Genomic DNA, 19,275 nt, shown 5'->3' with positions numbered 1-19,275 from the left:
CGCCTGCCTATAGCGCGGGCGATGCACGCCGACGACCGTCTCGCCGCGACCACCACCCGCATCGCGCACGCCGCCAAGCTCGCCCGCCGCAAGGCAAGCGATGTGACGCTGATCGCCGTTTCCAAAACACACGGCGCCGAGGCCATCGTGACACTGCTGGAGGCCGGCCAGCGCCATTTCGGTGAGAACAGGGTGCAGGAAGCGGCCGCCAAATGGCCGGCGCTGCGCGAGCAATTTCCCGACGTCACGCTGCACCTGATCGGCCAGCTGCAATCGAACAAGGCGGCCGATGCCGTGGCACTGGCCGACGTGATCCACGCCGTCGACCGATCCTCACTGGTCGGCGCGCTGAGCCGCGCGATGGATGCGCAGGATCGTCGTCTGCCCTGCTTCGTTCAGGTGAATATCGGCGAGGAGCCGCAAAAGGGCGGGTGCGCGATCGACGACCTGCCCGCGCTGCTTGCCGAGGCGCGGCAGGCAGACCTGCCGGTCGCCGGGTTGATGTGCATTCCCCCGGTCGGGGTCGATGCCGCGCCTTATTTCGCGCTCTTGGCAAAGCTGGCGCGTGAGGAAGGACTAACAGGCCTCAGCATGGGGATGTCGGATGATTTCGAGACGGCGGTGATGATCGGCGCGACCCATGTGCGCATCGGGGCGGCACTGTTCGGCGCCCGCACCCAGCCGGAGGCGGCCGCATGATCGATTTTGACGCGCTGCTGTTCGATTTCGATGGCGTGCTGATCGAGAGCGAGTTTCTCGGCAACAAGCATATCGCCGATTTCCTGACGGCGAACGGCCACCCGATCACGCCGGAGGAATCGATGGCCCGCTTCATGGGGCTGGCCGGCCAGGACTTCCTCAACCGGGTGGAGGATTTCATCGGCGGCCCGCTGCCCGCCAATTGGAACGAGGCGCGCCTGGCCGAGAATGAGCGCGTCCTGCTGGAAGGCGTCGAAGAGGTCGTCGGGGCGGTTGCCTTTGTTCGATCGCTGCCGGCCGACCTGCCCAAGGCGGTTGTCTCGTCCAGCTCGACACGGTGGATCAGCACGCACCTGCGCCACCTGGGGCTGGAGGATGTGTTCGGCGATCATCTATATTCCGGCGGAGAGCATGTCGCCCGCGGCAAGCCGGCGCCCGACCTGTATTTGCATGGCGCGGCGCAGCTGGGCGTGCCGATCGAACGCTGCGTGATTCTGGAGGATTCGCCCGTTGGCGCGACCGGCGCGGTCGCCAGCGGTGCACATGTGATTGGCCTGTGCGCCGGCAGCCATTGCGCGCTTGGGCATGACGAGCGGCTGCGCAAGATTGGCGTCCACACGATCGCGCACGATTTCGAGGGCGTCCGCCGCGTGCTCGGCCTGCCGGCGAGCGCGTAAGCCCGCCAGCACCGCGGCGCGCCTACGCCGTATCGGTCAGAGCTGGTGGCCAGTCCGGTCGCGCTTGGTGGCGAGGTAATGTTCGTTGTGCGGGTTGGTCGGCAGGAAATGCGGCACCCGCTCGACCACCTTGATGCCATGCGCCTCCAGCCCCTGCACCTTGCCGGGGTTGTTGGTCAGCAGCCGGATGTCGCGCTGGCCGAGCAGGTCGAGCATCCGCGCCGCGACACCGAAATCGCGCGCGTCAATCGCGAAGCCGAGGCGGGTGTTGGCGTCGACCGTGTCGAAGCCCTGATCCTGCAGCGCATAGGCGCGCAGCTTGTTGACGAGGCCGATCCCCCGCCCCTCTTGCCGCAGGTAGAGGAGGATGCCCCAGCCGGCCTGGGCGATCGCCTTCAACGCGGCGTCGAGCTGTGGCCCGCAATCGCATTTCAGGCTGCCCAGCGCGTCGCCCGTCAGGCATTCGCTGTGCAGCCGCACCAGCGGCGGCTGACCGTTGGGCGCGCCGATCAGCAGCGCGACGTGTTCGCCCGGCCCCTCCGGTGTGCGGAAGGCGACGATCTCGGCATCTTCGGCATGGGCGACCGGCAGGCGGGCGCGCGCGGCGATGCTGAGGCGTATCGCGTCCTCGTGCGCCTCGATATCTGCTGCGGTCAGCGTGACCTCGGCCGGGCCATCCGGGCGGACGAAGAAGGCCGGCAGCATCCCCGCGACCCGCGCGAGCCGCAGCGCCGCGCGTGCGTCGTCGGGGGAGACCACCTCGATTGCACGGAACGGCCCTTTCAGCGGCGTCGCGAGATCAAGCTGCGGATCGGCCAGCGCAGTGCCGCCGGCAAAATCAATCCATGGCGCACGATCGACCAGCACCGGCGCGTCGGGCACGGCAGCCTCGCGCTGATTGGCGAGCTTCAGCGTCTCCGCACGGCCAGCGGAGAGCAGCACGGGCGCCTCAGCCGTGGGATCGAAGGCCTCCAGCCGCAGCGGATCGGCAGTTTCGATCGGCAGAAGCGCAAGCGCACCGATACGGATCGGCCACCCGCGTCGGAGGGCGTCAATCGCCCGCGCCGCCGCCTTGGGATCGGGCTGGCGCGCGCCGGTCAAAAGTCGAACTCCGTCATGATCGGTACGTGATCGGAAGGCTTGAGCCAGCTGCGGCACGCCTCGAACACCTGGTGCGATCGTGCCGCCTGAGCCACATCGCTGGTCGCCCACATGTGATCGAGGCGCCGGCCGCGATCATTCTTGGTCCAGTCGGGCGAGCGATAGCTCCACCAGGTATGGAGCCGCGCCGGGGCGGGGTAGAAGTGCCGGCCAAGATCGACCCAGCTGTTGGATTGCTGCAGCCTGTCGAGCGCCTCGACCTCCACCGGCGTATGGCTGACCACCTTGAGCAATGCCTTGTGGCTCCACACGTCGGACGGCAGCGGCGCGATGTTGAAATCGCCGGTCAGGATAGTCGGGCAGTTGAGCGAGGCGGACCATTCGGTCATGCGCTGCACGAAATCGAGCTTCTGGCCGAACTTCGGGTTCACCTCCCGGTCGGGTACGTCGCCGCCGGCCGGCACATAGACATTTTCCAGCCGGACCCCGTTGGGCAGGCGAACGCCGATATGGCGCGCCTCGCGATTGGCCTGCCAATCGAAACGATCGTCCTCGGCCAGCGGCACGCGGCTGATGATCGCGACGCCGTGATGCATCCGCTGCCCGTGAATCAGGACATGATCATAGCCCAGCGCGCGGAAGCTGGCGGTGGGGAAATCCGCATCGATGACCTTGGTTTCCTGAAGGCACAGGATGTCTGGCGCCGCCTCCCGAAGGAATTGCTCGACGATGTCGAGGCGGAAGCGAACCGAATTGATGTTCCAGCTGACGATCTTCACGCCAGTGGCTGTAGCGGGAGGCTGCGCCGCTCACAACCGATCGGCCGATGCCCCGTGGCGCGCTGCGAGAGTAGAACGCGCGGAAAAGGAAAGGCCCTCGCTCCGGGGGCATGGAGCGAGGGCCGACCTGGCGTTCGTCACGCAGGGGGAGTGTGGAACATTGTCCGGGCAACAGGGGGAAAATCCCGGATCGCCCCACATCCGCACCTCATGTTCTAGAATCACATACCTGTCGCCTAGATGAACGGAACCTATCTAAATCAATCAGCTGCGCGGGCTGGTCCTCCGTGGATCGTTCCAGCGGAACGTTCCATCGCTCACCGGCACGTTGAAGCGCTGATTATCGAGCCGGATGGTCGTGCGATTACCCTGGCTGTCGAGCGTCACCCAGCCCTGCAGCATGAGCCCACCCGGGGCTGACGCGTCGCGCGCGAAGACCATGGTGATACGACCATATTCAGGGTGTTTGGGGTCATAGCCCTCCACCGACAGCACGCGGGGGTCCGCGCCCGGGATCACCTTGGCATAACGGCTGATATCGCGATCCGGGTTGATCAGCACGCCGAGCGGCGAATTGGTGATCGGCCAGCGCTGCACCTGACGCACCGAATAGTCGATGAAGGTCAGCGCCTTGCCATCGCCGACGACCAGGATCGGTACGCTCTTTTCATATTGGAAGCGGATCTTGCCCGGCTTCTTGAGCGACAGCGTGCCGGTGACCGTCTTGCCGGCGCGGTCCGTCTGCGTGAAATTCGCCGTCATCGTGTTGACCGCGCGCAGATGGTTCTGGACCTGCGCCAGATCACCCGATTGCGCGGCTGCGGGCGCAGCGATGACGACCGCAACAGCAAATGGCACCACAAATTTCACCATGACTCTCCCGTTGGTCACTGCGCGGCGTATCGGCCGGAGGGGTTGAACGCGTGGTGAACCCCCTCCGGTTCCCGTCAGCCGAAGCGATCGCGGCTCAGAACAGGGTGATGATGCCGACCGTCTCGCCCGTGCCGACCCAGCCTTCGTAGATCATCTTGAACGCAACGAAGACGATCACGGCGAGGCCGATATAGGCGATCCAGCGATAGCGGCCGATGATGCGGGCGATGAAATTCGCGGCCAACCCCATCAGCGCGACCGACAGGATCAGGCCAACGACGAGGATGCCGGGATGCTCGCGCGCGGCACCCGCGACGGCGAGAACGTTGTCGAGGCTCATCGACACGTCGGCAATGGCAACCGCCCAGGCGGCCGACGCGAACGACCGCGCGGGCGCGAGGCCCGACCGCTCGTCGCCCTCGATCTCTTCCGAGCCTGCGTTGATGTGCGAATCGGCCCGTAATTCACGCCAGAATTTCCAGCTGACCCACAAGAGCAGCAGGCCGCCGGCAAAGATCAGGCCGACGATCCCCATCAGCCATGTCACCACCAGCGCAAAGGCGATGCGCAGCACGAGGGCGGCGATAATGCCGATCAGGATGACCTTCTTGCGCTGTTCGGCGGGCAGGCCCGCGGCGAGCGCCCCGACGACGACCGCATTGTCGCCGGCCAGCACCAGATCGATCATCAGCACCTGACCGAAGGCGGCCAGCGCCGCAGGCTCGGACAGGTTCGAGAAATCGGCAAGGATATGCTGCCAGATGTCACCCAGCGAGCCGGGCCCCTGTATGGCAGCAGCCGCTTGAGCAAGAAGAGTGAGGATCAACGCAATGGCTCCGGCATGGCTGGTGGTGGAACGGTCCTGAACCGCCCCGGTTGCGCCACGTCGTTATCCCAGCGCAACAGCGTCCGCCAGCGTCGGCTGATATCCGCCGATCAGGAGGCACTCCGCACGTCGCGGACGAACAAAGCCGCGCTTGGCGTCAGTCACGCCCGGTCAGCGCGCGCTCCGGATCGAGCAGGGTGAGGCGAGCGCCCTCTCCTGCGACGGTCGCGTCGTGCCAGCGCCACAACACAAGGTTACGGCCACCGCGATGCTGCGCCGAGGGAACCAGCGCGCCTTGCGCCCCTTCGGCGATCAGCTTGCTCGCGAGCGCCCAGCTTGGCGGCGTCTTGCGGTCGATCATGTGGATCTGCCGCCACAAGGCAAGGGTGATGGCCGGATCTGCGTCCCCGAGATCAGCGATCGAATCCGCCGCGACGTCAAAGGCGATGAGCGTTCCGGGGCGCACCAGATCCTGGTGCATCTCCTGAATCGCGGTGTTGTAATCCGCCGACAGGTACAGCGCCGGCGTGCCGACCGGATTCCAGCGGCCACCGGTCAGGTGCGATCCACTGTCATAGGGGCGCCGCTGCCACCGGACCCCCAGCATGCGCCAGAAGCGTCCGGTGAGCGGGAGAAGCGGCTGGTGCGGCACGGGAGCGTCCGATCGCCCGGGCGAGATCAGGCGTAGCTACCCTGATCCATGCTTTCGAGCGTCCACATGACCGCATCGGCACGGCCGGCCTCCACCAGTTCCTCCGCCGTCTTGCCGAAGCCGGCGATCGGCTGATGCTTGAACCAGATGATCGCCCGCCCCTCGTCGCCCGCCAGTTCCGCGGCGCGCGCGATGATGCGGGCAATCTCGCCCAGCTTCGTCTGCACGGCGGGGCTGTCGGGACGGGCCGCCATGGTGTTGCGGTTCAGATGTGCCAGCTTCGCCAGACGCGACATCGGCAGGCGCAGCCGCTCCGCCATGCGGCGGGGGGCAATCAGGTCCTGGTCGCGGATGTCGTCGAGGAAAGCGGCAAGCATGAGTGCACTCCTTGCCTCATATATGCATCACTATGTGCCTCGGTTCAATTAACCCGGAGATTTCGGGCGGGCGCCGGTCAGGCGTCCACCGCGCCGATGCGCCAGCCATCCCATGTCTGCAGCAGCGCCTGACCATCATCATAAGCGGCGCCCGCCGCCTCACGCGCGGCGCGGCTCGTGCGACTATGCTCGATCATCGACAGCCAGCGTGCGCGCACCGTCGGCACGCGGTCAGGAAGCAGATAGCGGTGCCACAGCCGGGCCACGCGCCGTTCCCGCCACAGCCGCTCCAGCACCGGGCCCACGAGTTCCACGCGCAGCATCGGCGCACGACGACGCAGTTCACTGACGAGATACGGCGGATAGACCTCCGACCGCTCGGCCAGGATGCCAAGGATGGCGAGTTCGACGAGCTGGTCGTCCATCGCGGCGTCTCCGCCGAATGACGTGACGGATCCGGTCATCGGGTCAGCGCGATCAGCTGCGCGAGGCCGTTGACCCCGGTCTTGGCCATCACGGCAGCGCGATGATCCTCGATCGTCTTGGGCGACAGGCCGAGCTGGTCGGCGATCACCTTGTTGGGGTGGCCCAGCACCAGCAGGTCGAACACCTGACGCTCACGCGCGGTCAGCTGTGCGGTCCGCGCGTGCGTCTCGCGGCGCTGGCGGCTCCACGCCACCCCCTCGGCCACGGCCGCGACCAGGCGATCCTCGTCGATCGGCTTTTCCAGATAATCGAGCCCGCCATAGCGGCGCACGGAATCAACGGCGTTGGCGGTGGTTGGCCAGGCGGTCATGAAGACGATCGACGTCGCCGGATCAATCGCGCGCACGCGATCGGCAAAGGCAAAGCCGTCGAGATCACCCATCATCACGTCGGTCACGATGCATTGGGCAGGTGCCGCGGCGTAGAGACCCAGCAGCGCGGCAGGATCGACGAACGCCTGCGCAGCAAAGCCGTGCCGACCGAGCAGGCGCGCCACGCTGGCGCCGAGATCGGCGTCATCATCGACGACATAGACCGGCGCTTCCTTCATTCCGGATCTCCGATCAGCGGCAAGGTGATGGTCGCGCGCACCATCGCATCGCTGCCCGTCTCGCGGGTCAGCGTGCCGCCATGTGCCTCGAGGATCGCACGGGCGACCAGCGTGCCGACCCCCATGCCGGGCTGCGGCGGCAGGTCAGCGCGATGCCGGTTGGCGACGGTGATGATGGCCACCGCGCCCTCCTTGCGCGCGGACAGCACCACCTCCCCGCCCCGGCCGCAGGCCTGGGCGGCGTTGCGGACCAAATTGACCAGCGCCTGGGCAAGCTCGACCTCCTGCCCCTCGATCAGGATGTCCGCGTCCAGCGGCTCAATGGTGATCCTCGCGCCCAGCGCGGTAACCTCCGGGCCGGCGAGCGGCAGGACGCTCTCGAAGAGCGCGGTGAGCGGCAGCGGGGTTGGTTGATCGACGGCACGGCCGCCGTAGCGGCGCAGGCGGCGCACCAGATCAGACAATTGCGTCGCCTTGGCATGAATCAGCGCCGCGGTTTTCTCGACCTCCGGGGACGCGCCCTGTGCGGATTCATGCAGATGCCGCGCCTCGATCGACAGCGTCGACAGCGGCTGCGAGATTTCGTGGATCACCGCGACCGACATGGCGCGCAGCGTCTTCAGGCGCTCGGCCTGGAAGAGCAGCCGATCACGCCGCGCGAGATCCTCGCGCGCCTGGATCTGCGCGTCGGCGAAGCTGCCAGCGAGATATCCCGCGACCGCGATCGTCGCTAGGCCGAGGTGGAGTTGCAATCGATCGCCGGTGTCCATCGCGCCGGCTGAGAGCGGCAGGACGATCGCCGCCACGCACAGCAGCGCCGCCCAGGCCGCCACACGCCCGAACCGCAGGCCGACCCAGGCAATCGCCACCAGCGCCGGCGCCGGCTGCAGACCAAGGCCGATCCACGCGAGCCCGCCGGCCACGCCCAGCCCTGCCAGCAACACGCCGAACGCCTCGACCAGGAGAGCCGGCGACGGTCGTCGCACCGGCCGCGCGCTCGGCGCGAGCACGGCGTCGGCCACCCAGAGCAAGGGAGGCGCGACCAGCAGGACCCCAAGAAGATCACCGATGGTGAAGGCACTGAGCGACAGCACGACGCTGCGCAGGTCCGCCACCCCGGTCAGCTCAGGCCGCAACAGCGCCTGCGGCAAGGCAGCAAGCGCGGCCGCGAACGGTGCAGCCACGCTCGCCAGCGCAAACGGCATTGGCGGCGCAAAAAAGGCGTCATCCGCCTTTGCCCCGCGGGTCAGCCACTGGACGGCATAGATCGCCAGGCCATAGGCCAGCGCCGGGCGAACGACGCTCAGCACCACCAAGACCCAGTCCTCACTGCGAAGAACGACCGCGCCCGTCGCGAGATTGGCTGCAAGCTCGACCGCCGCGACCGGCAGGGTGAAACGCACCCCTGCCCGCCAGAGCAAGGCGAAGCGTAGGCCGGCGGCAGGGAACCATAGCGAATAATAGCCATCGCCACCCCAGCGAACCGCGATGGCATGGGCCAGGAGGAACCCGGCCGCGTAGAGGGCAAGAAGCAGCGCATCGGTGCGCAGGCGCGACGCGGTGGGATGCCGGCCTGCCAGCACCGGGGCGCGCCTGTCACCCGGCGCGAAGGAGAGCAAGCGGCTTGCCATTGCCCTTGCCTTGCGCCGGCAGCGAGCGGTTCGCCACCCGGAAAATTCCCGGAGATGAGCGTCTTACCGGGTTTTTCCCGGATGGTGTCCGACGCGCATCAGCGCTGAATGGCGCGGCATGCTCGCTTCATGTGGTGGAGGCGCGTCGCCAACAGGGGGACGGCGCGTATCCGCGGGCGCGGTGCCGAGGGGGAGCGGCACCGCGCCACACCGACATGTTCGGTCGGAGGCTGGCGCACGGCACCTGTAATCTCGCAACCAGGACGGGCGGCCGACAGGCGCCTGCCGCCCCGCCCTGACGGAACCCTTACTGGTTCATACTCGCGAAGAAGTCTTCGTTGGTCTTCGAATCCTTCATTTTGCCCAGCAGGAACTCCATCGCATCGACGGTGCCCATCTGCATCAGGATACGGCGCAGCACCCACATCTTGCTGAGCTTGTCCTTCTCGACCAGCAGCTCTTCCTTGCGCGTGCCGCTCTTCGATACGTCGATCGCCGGGAAGATGCGCTTGTCCGAAACCTTGCGGTCGAGCACGATTTCGGCGTTGCCGGTGCCCTTGAACTCTTCGAAGATCACCTCGTCCATGCGGCTGCCGGTGTCGATCAGCGAGGTCGAGATGATGGTGAGGCTGCCGCCTTCCTCGATGTTGCGTGCGGCGCCGAAGAAGCGCTTTGGACGCTGCAGGGCATTCGCGTCGACACCGCCGGTCAGCACCTTGCCCGACGACGGCACAACCGTGTTGTAGGCGCGGCCGAGGCGGGTGATGTTGTCGAGCAGGATCACCACGTCCTTCTTGTGCTCGACCAAGCGCTTGGCCTTTTCGATCACCATTTCGGCCACCGCGACGTGGCGCGTCGCCGGCTCGTCGAAGGTCGAGGACACGACCTCCCCGTTCACCGTGCGCTGCATGTCGGTGACTTCTTCCGGGCGCTCGTCGATCAGCAGCACGATCAGGAACACTTCGGGATGGTTGAGCGAAATCGCGCGGGCGATGTTCTGCATCATCACCGTCTTGCCGACGCGCGGCGGGGCGACGATGAGGCAGCGCTGACCCTTGCCGATCGGCGAGACAAGATCGAGCACGCGGCCGGTCTTGTCCTTCAGCGTCGGATCCTCGATCTCCATCTTCAGCCGCTCTTCGGGATAGAGCGGAGTGAGATTGTCGAAGTTCACGCGGTGACGCACCGCGTCGGGATCATCGAAATTGACGCGAACCAGCTTGGTCAGCGCGAAATAGCGTTCGCCGTCCTTGGGCCCGCGGATCTCGCCCTCGACCGTGTCGCCGGTGCGCAGGCCATGCTTGCGGACCTGGTTAGGCGAGACGTAGATGTCGTCGGGACCGGCGAGATAGTTCGCCTCTGGCGAGCGCAGGAAGCCGAAGCCGTCGGGGAGCACCTCGATCGTGCCCTCGCCCATGATCTGCTCGCCTTCCTCGGCCTGGACCTTGAGGATCGCGAACATCAGGTCCTGCTTGCGCAGGGTGGAGGCGCCCTCGACGCCAAGCTCCTCGGCCAGCTGGACCAGCTCTGCCGGGGCTTTCTTCTTGAGATCTTTGAGATGCATGTTTGAGTCCGATGTGAATCGGTTGGGGAGAAAGCCCGGTCGGCGGAAAAGACGTTCGCGCGGCAACGAGACTGCAAGGAGGCAGCGGGCCGAAAGGCCACACCGTAAGCCGCGACGTAGGAGCGCGTCAGGGCATAGTCAAGCGCGTCCTGCGGCCTCCATCACACCGCGCCCGGCCTGTATCCGGGCGACAAACGGCCTGATTTCGGCCGCTGCCGGCCAAATGTCACGCCAACGGGATCAGAACGGCTTCACCACCGCCAGAATCACGATGATGATGACGGCGAGCGCAGGCACCTCGTTCATCATCCGCAGCCGGCGGCCGGGCCAGGGCGCCTTGCCCACGGCAAGCTTCTTGGCATAGCCGACCATGACCGCCTGATAGCCGGTCAGCAGATAGACGACGAACAGCTTGGCATGGAGCCAGGCGAGGCCCTGGATCGTCACCAGCAGGCCGATGTTGATCGCCAGCGCGAGGCCGATGACCCAGACGGCGATCATTGCAGGCGTCAGGATGATGCGGCGCAGGCGGCCTTCGCGCAGCTTCCAGCGGTCCTCCTCAACGGGGTCGCCGAGGCCATCCTGATGATGGACCAGATAGCGCGGCAGGATGAACAGCCCCGCCATCCAGAAGATGACGAAGATGACGTGCGCGGCCTTCACCCAAAGGTAGTATTCGCCGAGAAATCCTACACCCATCAGCCGTGCGCTCCCGACCCGCCTGCCTCTGATCCGCGTACCCTGGCGATCACCTGCTCGACATGCGCGATCGGCGTGTGCTGATCGATGCCGTGGCCGAGGTTGAAAATATGCGGACGGTGGGGAAAGGCCGCAAGGATGCGGTCGACCGCTGAATCGAGCGCCGCGCCCCCGGCGATGAGCGCGAGCGGATCGAGATTGCCCTGCACCGGCAGCATCTCGGGCAGGTTGGCGTCGGCCCAGGCCGGATCGACGGTTTCATCGAGCCCCAACGCATCGACGCCGGTTTCGCGGGCATAGGCCGGCAATTTGCCCCCTGCCCCCTTCGGAAAGCCGATGATCGGGGTGTCGGGGTGGCGTGCCTTCAGCGCCGAGACGATCGCGGCATTGGGCGCGATGACCCAGCGTTCGAACTGCGCCGGCGAGAGCGTGCCGGCCCAGCTGTCGAACAGCTGCACCGCCTCCACCCCCGCGTCGATCTGCGCCGCGAGATAATCGACCGTGCTGGCGATGATCGCATCGATGATCGCGCCGAACGCGGCGGGATCGCGGTAGGCCATGCTGCGCGTTTCGGCCTGGTCGCGGCTGCCCTGCCCGGCGACCATGTAGGTCGCGACCGTCCAGGGCGAGCCGGCAAAGCCGAGGAAGGTGGTTTCGGCGGGCAGCGCGGCGGCGACGCGGCGCACGGTGGCGTACACCGGGGCAAGCCGTTCGGGCACCGGTTGCAGCGAAGCGAGCGCATGATCCACCAGCCGCGGCGTGAGGCGCGGGCCCTCCCCCGGCCCGAAGGTCAGGTCCTGGCCGAGCGCCCAGGGCACCATCAGGATGTCGGAGAAGAGGATCGCGCCGTCGAAGCCGAAGCGGCGGATCGGTTGCAGAGTCACCTCGGCGGCTGCCTCCGGATCGGTGGCGAGCGCGAGGAATCCGCCCTTTTCGGCCCGGAGCGCGCGATATTCGGGCAAATAGCGGCCCGCCTGGCGCATGAGCCACATCGGTGGCCGCGCGCGGCGCTGCCCTTTCAGGACATCCAACAGCGGTTTGGAATCGGTTTGGGCGTCCATGCTTCTACTCAAAAGTAAGATTCACAGGGTTGTGAGATGATGTTGGCGCGTTGGTGCCGGGGCTTATGCGTTCGTCCCCTGATTGCCAACAGGTTGACCCACGCAGAGTCGCGGACTCCCGGGGATTCGATTCAGCTGTCCCCATTATCCACAGCCTGTGGGTGAAACCATCCGGCGTGGACGGGATTGTGGATAGATGATCGGTTTTCCACGATCCGGTGTCCCGCTTGGCCGGACGCGCCGGTTACGCTACCGCTTATCCCCATGTTATCCACAGATTCATGCCGATGACGGTTAAGCTGCATCTGCACCTTTTGTCGGATTCCACCGGCGAGACGCTGGAGAACATCGCCAAGGCGGCGCTCTCGCAATATGACGACGTGGAAACCGTCCGCCATTTCTGGCCGATGGTGCGCACCGAGGCGCATCTCGACCGCATCCTGCAGGAAATCGCGCAGAACCCGGGGCTGGTGATCTACACGCTGGTCAATCCGGCGACGCGCCGCGCGCTGGAGCAGCGCTGCCAGTCGCTGGGCCTGCCGCTGGTCGCGCCGCTCGATCCGGTCAACGACGCATTGTCCGCGCTGCTCGGGCAGCAGGCCAAGAACAAGCCGGGGCGCCAGCACGTGCTGGACGCGGCCTATTTTGCGCGCGTCGATGCGATCCAGTTCACCATTGCGCATGACGATGGCGTCCTGTGGGAGGAATGGGAGGACGCCGACATCGTGCTGGCCGGCGTCTCGCGATCGTCCAAGACGCCGACGTCGATCTATCTCGCCAATCGCGGGTTCAAGGTCGCCAATATCCCGATCGTGGTGGAAAGCCCGCCGCCCGCGAGCCTGTTCACGCTGAAGAACCCGCTGATCGTCGGGCTGACCACCAGCCCCGACCGGCTGATCCAGGTGCGGCGCAACCGCTTGCTGTCGCTGAACCAGGCGCCCGAGACATCCTATGTCGATCAGGAAGCGGTGATCCACGAGCTGAGCTATGCCCGGCGCATGTTCGCCGACCATAGCTGGCCGGTGATCGACGTCACCCGCCGCTCGATCGAGGAAACGGCCGCCGCCGTCATTTCCTTGTTCAACGAGCGCGCGGGCGGCACCGGCATGATGGAACGCTGAAGGAATAAAGACGCCGTGACGCCTGCTGCCCCCGGTTCGAGCGCGCTGACGCTTGTGCTTGCCTCCCAATCCGCCTCGCGCATGGCGATGCTGACCGCCGCCGGCGTGCCGTTCCACGCCGAGCCGGCGATGGTGGACGAGGATGCCGCCAAGGCGGCGCTGGGCGCGATCGCCCCGCGCGACCTGGCCGATGCGCTGGCCGAGATGAAGGCGCTGAAAGTGTCGCAGCGCCATCCGCAGGCACTGGTGCTGGGGTCGGATAGCCTGGCGGTGCTGGAGGATGGCACGATCCTGTCCAAGCCGGAAAGCCGCGAGGACGCTGCGCGCCACCTGGCGATGATGTCGGGCAAGCGCCACGATCTCGTCAGCGCGGCGGTGATTGCCGAGGGCGGCCGGCCGGTGTGGCGCCATGTCGATCGTGCGCGGATGATGGTGCGGCCGCTGTCCGAGGCCTTTATCGACACCTATCTCGACGCCGAATGGCCGGCGATTTCGGGCTGCGTCGGCTGCTACCGGATCGAGGGGCCGGGCGCGCAATTGTTCAGCCGGATCGAGGGCAGCCAGTTCACCGTGCTGGGCATGCCCCTGTTGCCGGTCCTCTCTTACTTGCGTGAACGGAGCGTGTTGCCGGCATGACCAGGCCCTATGCCGAAGTGATCGGGGATCCGATCGCCCATTCCAAGTCGCCGATCATCCATGGCTTCTGGCTCGAGAAACGGGGGATCGACGCCGAGTATCGCGCGACGCGCGTCACCAGCGATGACCTGCCGCGCTTCATTGCCGAGCGGCGCGCCGATCCGGCGTGGCGCGGGTGCAACGTGACCATCCCGCACAAGGTGGAGATGCTCGATCTGGTCGACGACCCGGGCGGGGTGCGCGACAGTATCGGGGCGATGAACACGGTGGTGCGGCAGGGGGCGGACACGCTGTTCGGGACCAACACCGATGCCGCCGGCTTCTATGCGCCGATCGCCGACGTCGACCTGACCGGCGCGCCGGTGGCGATCGTCGGCGCGGGCGGCGCGGCGCGCGCGGTGCTGTTCGCGCTGTCGCGGATGAACGTCGGACCGGTGACGATCCTTAACCGTTCGCCACTGAAGGCAGCGGCGTTGCTGAGCCGGTTCGGGTTGAAGGGCGAGGTGCTGCCGCTGACCGGGCGGCTGCCGGCGGCGAAGCTGCTGGTCAACACCAGCGCGCTGGGGATGGAGGGGCAGCCGCCGCTCGACCTCGACCTGCTGCCGCTCCCCGCCGACGCGCTGGTCTATGACATCGTCTATGCGCCGCTGCACACGCCATTGCTCGACGCGGCCGAGGCGCGCGGGCTGGAGACGATCGACGGGCTGGAAATGCTGGTCGGGCAGGCGGCGGCGGCGTTCGAATTGTTCTTCGACCAGCCGGCGCCGCGCGAGCATGACGCCGAATTGCGCGCGCGGCTGATCGGCGGCGACGCCTGACGGCACGATGAAGCGCCGCCGCACGGGCGGGCGATGAGGGGAGAAAAGGGAATGCTGAAAGTGGGGCTCACCGGATCGATCGGCATGGGCAAGTCCACCGTCGCGGCAATGTTTGCCGACGAAGGCATCCCCGTGTTCGATGCCGATGCCGAGGTGCACAAGCTGCAGGGGCCGGCCGGCCGCGTTGTCGCGGCGATCGAGGCGCGCTTTCCCGGCACGACCGGCGCGCAGGGGGTCAATCGCACCGCGCTGGCCGAGGCGGTGCTTGGCGATGATGCGGCGATGAAGGCGCTGGAGGCGATCGTCCACCCGGCGGTGGGAGAGGAGCGGGCAGCGTTCCTGACGGCCAATGCCGAGGCGCCGGTGGTCATCTTCGACGTGCCGCTGTTGTTCGAGACCGGCGGGCAGCGCGCGATGGACAAGGTGGTGGTCGTTTCCGCCGCCCCCGAGGTGCAGCGCGCCCGAACCTTGCAGCGGCCGGGCATGTCGGAAGCGAAGCTCGACGCGATCCTGGCGCGGCAGGTGCCCGACGCCGACAAGCGCGCGCAGGCCGATTTCGTCATCCCGACTGACGTCCCCATCGAGGAAACACGTAGCCATGTTCGCCGGGTGATCGCTTGCCTGAACGAGGTGGAAGTCCGATAATCAGCGCATGCGCGAAATCGTCTTCGACACCGAAACCACCGGCTTCACCTTTGGCGAGGACCGGATGGTCGAGATCGGCTGTGTCGAGCTGATCAACCGCTGCGAAACGGGGCGCACCTTTCACGCCTATTTCCATCCCGAGCGCACGATGCCGCCGGGCGCGTTCGCGATCCACGGCCTGTCCGACGCGTTTCTCGCCGACAAGCCGCTGTTCCCCGCGGTGGCGGAGGAGCTGATCGCCTTTGTCGGCGATGCGCCGCTGATCGCGCACAATGCCTCGTTCGACTTCGGCTTTCTCAATGGCGAACTGGGGCGGTGCGGGCGCGACCTGATTTGCACCAGCCGGATGGTCGACACGCTGGCGATCGCCAAGCAGCGCCATCCCGGCGCGAAGCTGACGCTGGACGCCTTGTGCTCGCGCTATGGCATCGACCGGTCGCACCGCGTGCTGCACGGCGCATTGCTCGACGCGCAACTGCTGGCGCAGGTCTATGTCGAGCTGATGGGCGGGCGGCAGATCGGCCTGTCGCTGGTCAGCGATCTGGTGGTGGAGGAGGTGGCCGTCGCCGACGCTCCGCCGCGCCCGGTGCGCGCCCCGCGGCATTTCGCACCCAGCGATGCGGAACTTACCGCCCATTCAGCGTTCATGACAAAGATCAAGAATCCGATCTGGGGGGCCGCGGCGTCCGGTTGACGCCCAACGCACCGGCGCAAGCACGCCGGGCCAGCAATGGAGAATGAGTCGATGGAAATCCGGGTATCTGGTCACCAGGTGGAAACGGGTGATGCGCTGAAGGATCATGTCGACACTCGGCTGCAAGGCATGGCCGAGAAATATTTCAGTCGCGCGATTTCGGCGCAGGTGACATTTGGCCAGGGACCCAATGGCGGGTTCAGTTGCGACATCGTCGCGCATGTCATGCAGGGACTGGTGCTGAAGGGCCGGCATGACGCGCCGGACGCGCACCTCGCCTTTGACGGTGCGGCGGAGAAGATCGAGAAGCAGCTGCGCCGCTACATGCGCCGGCTGAAGGACCGCAACGCCGGGCAGGCGCAGGCGCTGGCGGAGAATGGCGCCTACGACAATCTGGACAATGCCGGGTACACGCTGTTCGCCGAGCGGATCGGCGAGGACGAGGAACAGGACGCCCCGCTGATCATCGCCGAAACGCGCGTGGACGTGCCCGATGCGACCGTGTCCGACGCGGTGATGATGCTCGACCTGCGCAACACCAATGCGCTTTTGTTCAAGAACAGCGGGACGGGCTCGTACAACATGGTCTATCGGCGCGGCGACGGCACGATCGGCTGGGTCGAGCCGCAACGAGCGGGGTAACGCCGACTACGATGGCGAGCGATTTGAGTGACCTCCTCCACCCCGACCTGGTCGTGGTCGGGGTGATGGCGAACAACAAGAAGATCCTGTTCCAGCAGCTGGGCGCGCTTGCCGGCCCGCCGCTGGGGCTGGATCCCAGCATGGTAACCAATGCGCTCGCCGAGCGTGAGAAGCTGGGCTCGACCGGCTTTGGCGGCGGCGTGGCGATCCCGCATGCGCGGCTGCCGGGGCTGTCGCGCATCGTGGTGATCGTCGCGCGGCTGGCGCAACCGATCGAGTTCAACGCGATCGACGACATGCCGGTCGACATCGTCGTCGGGATGCTGTCCCCCGCCAGCGCGGGAGCGGATCATCTGAAGGCGCTGGCGCGAGTTTCGGGCCGGTTCCGCGACCATGGCTTCGTCGCCAAGCTGCGCGGCGCGGGATCGCGCGATGCGATCTACGCCCTGCTGACGGCGGACGAGCCGGGGATGGGCCGGGATGCAGCCTGAAGGCGCCGAGGCGCATCATCGCGCGCTGGAATCGCTTTATGCGGCGGCGCCGATCAACCGCCTGTTCGCGTCCACCCTGTCGATTCCCGAGCCCGGCGTGGCGCGGATCAGTTTCGAGGTGACGCGCGATCATTACCATGCCGCCGGCGCGGCGCATGGCACGACCTATTTCAAGATGCTGGACGATGCGGCTTTCTACGCCTGCAACAGCCTGATCACCGATCGTTTCCTGCTGACCACGCAGTTCAACCTGCTGCTGACCCGCCCGCTGTCGGCGGGGCCGGTGGTCGCCGAAGGACGCTGGGTCAACGGCCAGCGGCGCGTGTTCGTCGGCGATGCGCGGCTGATCACGGCGGATGGCGAGGAGGTCGCGCGCGGCACCGGCACCTTCATGCGCAGCCGAATCGCGCTGGCCAGCCTGCCCGGTTATCGCAGCGCCTGACCCTATGACACGCCGCCTGCCCACCCATCTGCTGGTCGCGGCGCTGATCCGCCGCGTCAACGATGCGGGGGGAATCGCCGTCGTGCGGGCGCGCGGGGATGCCGATGCCGGCGCGATCCTGATCATCCTGGAGCGCGAAAACACCGTCGTCGAACGCGCGATCGGGCCCGATGGCGGGGACATTCTGGTCGAGAGCGGGCCCGGTGCGACGCGGGACGAGTCGATCGAGGATTATTGGAAACGGCGGCGCCAGCGCGATCCCGATCTATGGGTAGTGGCTCTGGACGTCGCGGACTCACAACGGTTCGCCGCTGAAACGATCCTGGCTTGATTGACTCGCCGCGCGGCCGGGGCAAATCCCGCCAGCATAGTTTCAAAGCGTTGTGCCGCGGTGGGTGCGATCCACATCGGTGACGCAGTCGGGGGGGTCCCGGTCGATCGCTGTTTCCACGGAAACCCGGTCGTGTCCGCGTAACCACCGCACTTGAATGTAGAAGATGTCGTTTCTTTCGCGGGCCGCGCTTGCCGCAGCCATGACGATCACCTTTTTCGGCCTGACTGCGCAGAGCACGGCCGGACTGGCTGCCGAGGTTGAGCACATGCTCCCCCAGCCGAACGCTACCGCACCGATGACCGCGACAGTTTTCACGCCGACGCCGACGACGGTACAGGTTCCCAATCCTACCGACCTCGCCGATGATGAACTCGCAAACGAGGAAACGGTTGCATATCCGTCGCTTGCCGCCGCCGTGGCTGCCCAGTCGACCCATGATGGCGACGATGAGGCGCTGCAGTGCCTGGCCGGTGCGATCTACTTCGAAACCCGCGGTGAGCCGCTGTCGGGCCAGCTGGCAGTGGCCGAGGTCATCCTGAACCGCGCCAAGTCGGGCCGTTTCCCCTCGGACGTCTGTGACGTGATCACGCAGCGTGGCCAGTTCGGCTTCGTGCGTGGCGGCCGCATCCCGTCGATCAACGAGGACAGCAAGGCCTATCGTACCGCCGTCGCGGTGGCGAAGGTCGCGCTGAACGACGCATGGGACGATCAGGCCGGTCCGGCGCTGTATTTCAACCGTGGCCGTCCGCCCGCATCGGGGCTGAAGAAGGTCGCGTCGATCGGCAACCACATCTTCTGGCGCTGAGCCGCCGTTGATGCCGATTGCGGGCTGAGCCCTTCTCATTGTTCCTGCAATGTTCTATGAAGCGGGCGTGCTGACCACGCCCGCTTCTTGCGTTGACGATCCCGATTCGCCGCTGTGCGCCGCCGATGTGGCGCGCGGGGTTACGCGATTGCTGCTGCGCCACGAACTTGTCGCCATGCCCGAGGTGCCGCTGGACGGCGGGCGGCGCGTCGACCTGATGGCGCTCGACGTGCGCGGCCAGATCACGATCATCGAGATCAAGGTGTCGCGCGCCGACCTGCTTGGCGACAACAAGTGGCAGGAATATCTGCCGCATTGCGACCGCTTCTTCTGGGCGGTGCCGGCGGGGTTCGATCACGGGCCGATTGCTGGCCCCGCCTTCCTGCCCGAGCGTACCGGGCTGATCGTCGCCGATCGTTATGACGCGGCGGTGGTGCGCGAGGCCAAGATCGAGGCGATGAGCACCCATGGGCGCAAGAAATGCACGCTCGCCTTTGCCCGGCGCGCGGCGCGGCGGCTGATCGCCCAGGTCGATCCCGACGCGATCCAGGGCTGGTAGGCCAGCCGCGGTTCCAGGCTGGTAAGCCGCACACGGCGCCCGGCTGGTAGCCATACACGGCATAGCGTTGCTGTTGCCCCCTGACGGATTCGTCATTTGCCTCCACCGCCGTG

General features: G+C 66.7%; 25 protein-coding genes. 13 read left to right on the top strand and 12 right to left on the bottom strand.

Annotation, left to right across the window (positions count from 1 at the left end):
• Positions 1-21: 21 nt before the first annotated feature.
• The gene (locus tag CA236_RS08915) at positions 22-699 is read left to right on the top strand and encodes a YggS family pyridoxal phosphate-dependent enzyme (RefSeq protein WP_125945330.1); all 678 of its coding nucleotides are present in this window, start codon (positions 22-24) and stop codon (positions 697-699) included.
• Positions 696-1,376, top strand: a complete 681-nt coding sequence (locus CA236_RS08910) for an HAD family phosphatase (protein WP_082102992.1) — start codon at positions 696-698, stop codon at positions 1,374-1,376. Before CA236_RS08915 ends, CA236_RS08910 begins: the two co-directional genes overlap by 4 nt.
• Positions 1,377-1,412: 36 nt before the next feature.
• Here the strand turns inward: CA236_RS08910 and ribA are convergent, their stop codons facing one another.
• The 12 genes from ribA to hemE all read right to left on the bottom strand — a co-directional run bounded on the left by ribA (position 1,413) and on the right by hemE (position 11,975).
• Positions 1,413-2,477: a GTP cyclohydrolase II gene (gene ribA, locus CA236_RS08905; RefSeq protein ID WP_125945329.1), complete on the bottom strand. Its 1,065-nt coding sequence runs from the start codon at positions 2,475-2,477 to the stop codon at positions 1,413-1,415.
• Positions 2,474-3,256, bottom strand: a complete 783-nt coding sequence (locus tag CA236_RS08900) for an exodeoxyribonuclease III (protein WP_125945328.1) — start codon at positions 3,254-3,256, stop codon at positions 2,474-2,476. The genes ribA and CA236_RS08900 overlap by 4 nt, the downstream gene beginning before the upstream one ends.
• 264 nt (positions 3,257-3,520) lie before the next feature.
• Complete coding sequence (locus CA236_RS08895; protein ID WP_046409447.1) at positions 3,521-4,129, bottom strand: outer membrane lipoprotein carrier protein LolA; 609 nt, start codon at positions 4,127-4,129, stop codon at positions 3,521-3,523.
• Between the two features lie 94 nt (positions 4,130-4,223).
• Positions 4,224-4,952: a TerC family protein gene (locus CA236_RS08890; RefSeq protein ID WP_046409652.1), complete on the bottom strand. Its 729-nt coding sequence runs from the start codon at positions 4,950-4,952 to the stop codon at positions 4,224-4,226.
• A gap of 160 nt (positions 4,953-5,112) precedes the next feature.
• Positions 5,113-5,607: an RES family NAD+ phosphorylase gene (locus CA236_RS08885; RefSeq protein ID WP_241212584.1), complete on the bottom strand. Its 495-nt coding sequence runs from the start codon at positions 5,605-5,607 to the stop codon at positions 5,113-5,115.
• A gap of 26 nt (positions 5,608-5,633) precedes the next feature.
• A complete protein-coding gene (locus CA236_RS08880) occupies positions 5,634-5,984 on the bottom strand; it encodes a hypothetical protein (protein WP_046409449.1) in 351 nt (116 codons plus the stop codon).
• A gap of 77 nt (positions 5,985-6,061) precedes the next feature.
• A complete protein-coding gene (locus CA236_RS08875) occupies positions 6,062-6,409 on the bottom strand; it encodes a hypothetical protein (RefSeq protein ID WP_125945326.1) in 348 nt (115 codons plus the stop codon).
• 35 nt (positions 6,410-6,444) lie between these two features.
• The gene (locus CA236_RS08870; RefSeq protein ID WP_125945325.1) at positions 6,445-7,020 is read right to left on the bottom strand and encodes a response regulator; all 576 of its coding nucleotides are present in this window, start codon (positions 7,018-7,020) and stop codon (positions 6,445-6,447) included.
• On the bottom strand, positions 7,017-8,651 hold the full coding sequence (locus CA236_RS08865; protein WP_125945324.1) for an ATP-binding protein: 1,635 nt from the start codon (positions 8,649-8,651) through the stop codon (positions 7,017-7,019). The genes CA236_RS08870 and CA236_RS08865 overlap by 4 nt, the downstream gene beginning before the upstream one ends.
• Before the next feature lie 307 nt (positions 8,652-8,958).
• Entirely contained in the window at positions 8,959-10,215 is a 1,257-nt protein-coding gene (gene rho, locus CA236_RS08860) for a transcription termination factor Rho (protein WP_046409453.1), read from the bottom strand.
• A gap of 240 nt (positions 10,216-10,455) precedes the next feature.
• Positions 10,456-10,914, bottom strand: coding sequence for a CopD family protein (locus CA236_RS08855; RefSeq protein WP_046409455.1), 459 nt, complete (start codon positions 10,912-10,914; stop codon positions 10,456-10,458).
• On the bottom strand, positions 10,914-11,975 hold the full coding sequence (gene hemE / locus CA236_RS08850; RefSeq protein WP_125945323.1) for a uroporphyrinogen decarboxylase: 1,062 nt from the start codon (positions 11,973-11,975) through the stop codon (positions 10,914-10,916). The genes CA236_RS08855 and hemE overlap by 1 nt, the downstream gene beginning before the upstream one ends.
• A 287-nt stretch (positions 11,976-12,262) precedes the next feature.
• Here hemE and CA236_RS08845 point away from each other — a divergent pair, with 287 nt between their 5' ends.
• The 11 genes from CA236_RS08845 (at position 12,263) to CA236_RS08795 (ending at position 19,162) form a co-directional block, all read left to right on the top strand.
• Positions 12,263-13,096 carry a pyruvate, water dikinase regulatory protein gene (locus CA236_RS08845; RefSeq protein WP_125945434.1) on the top strand — a complete coding sequence of 278 codons (834 nt, stop codon included), beginning with the start codon at positions 12,263-12,265 and terminating at the stop codon, positions 13,094-13,096.
• A 45-nt stretch (positions 13,097-13,141) separates the two neighbouring features.
• On the top strand, positions 13,142-13,732 hold the full coding sequence (locus tag CA236_RS08840) for a nucleoside triphosphate pyrophosphatase (protein WP_082103015.1): 591 nt from the start codon (positions 13,142-13,144) through the stop codon (positions 13,730-13,732).
• Positions 13,729-14,550: a shikimate dehydrogenase gene (gene aroE, locus CA236_RS08835; RefSeq protein ID WP_125945322.1), complete on the top strand. Its 822-nt coding sequence runs from the start codon at positions 13,729-13,731 to the stop codon at positions 14,548-14,550. Before CA236_RS08840 ends, aroE begins: the two co-directional genes overlap by 4 nt.
• A 51-nt stretch (positions 14,551-14,601) precedes the next feature.
• Positions 14,602-15,195 carry a dephospho-CoA kinase gene (gene coaE / locus CA236_RS08830; RefSeq protein ID WP_125945321.1) on the top strand — a complete coding sequence of 198 codons (594 nt, stop codon included), beginning with the start codon at positions 14,602-14,604 and terminating at the stop codon, positions 15,193-15,195.
• Between the two features lie 7 nt (positions 15,196-15,202).
• On the top strand, positions 15,203-15,889 hold the full coding sequence (dnaQ, locus tag CA236_RS08825; protein WP_046409462.1) for a DNA polymerase III subunit epsilon: 687 nt from the start codon (positions 15,203-15,205) through the stop codon (positions 15,887-15,889).
• Between the two features lie 51 nt (positions 15,890-15,940).
• Positions 15,941-16,531 carry a ribosome-associated translation inhibitor RaiA gene (gene raiA, locus CA236_RS08820; protein ID WP_046409660.1) on the top strand — a complete coding sequence of 197 codons (591 nt, stop codon included), beginning with the start codon at positions 15,941-15,943 and terminating at the stop codon, positions 16,529-16,531.
• Positions 16,532-16,542: 11 nt separating this feature from the next.
• The gene (locus CA236_RS08815; RefSeq protein WP_125945320.1) at positions 16,543-17,022 is read left to right on the top strand and encodes a PTS sugar transporter subunit IIA; all 480 of its coding nucleotides are present in this window, start codon (positions 16,543-16,545) and stop codon (positions 17,020-17,022) included.
• Complete coding sequence (locus CA236_RS08810; RefSeq protein WP_046409466.1) at positions 17,012-17,464, top strand: PaaI family thioesterase; 453 nt, start codon at positions 17,012-17,014, stop codon at positions 17,462-17,464. Before CA236_RS08815 ends, CA236_RS08810 begins: the two co-directional genes overlap by 11 nt.
• Before the next feature lie 4 nt (positions 17,465-17,468).
• On the top strand, positions 17,469-17,795 hold the full coding sequence (locus CA236_RS08805; RefSeq protein ID WP_046409468.1) for a DUF1491 family protein: 327 nt from the start codon (positions 17,469-17,471) through the stop codon (positions 17,793-17,795).
• Between the two features lie 166 nt (positions 17,796-17,961).
• The gene (locus tag CA236_RS08800) at positions 17,962-18,603 is read left to right on the top strand and encodes a cell wall hydrolase (protein ID WP_046409470.1); all 642 of its coding nucleotides are present in this window, start codon (positions 17,962-17,964) and stop codon (positions 18,601-18,603) included.
• Positions 18,604-18,652: 49 nt separating this feature from the next.
• Positions 18,653-19,162: an MmcB family DNA repair protein gene (locus tag CA236_RS08795; RefSeq protein ID WP_046409472.1), complete on the top strand. Its 510-nt coding sequence runs from the start codon at positions 18,653-18,655 to the stop codon at positions 19,160-19,162.
• Positions 19,163-19,275 lie beyond the last annotated feature (113 nt).

Source organism: Sphingomonas sp. ABOLG, from assembly GCF_003950435.1.
GTDB lineage: Bacteria > Pseudomonadota > Alphaproteobacteria > Sphingomonadales > Sphingomonadaceae > Sphingomonas > Sphingomonas panaciterrae.
The sequence above is the reverse complement of the archived record's forward strand: the minus strand, read 5'-3'. Positions and strand labels throughout refer to the sequence as shown.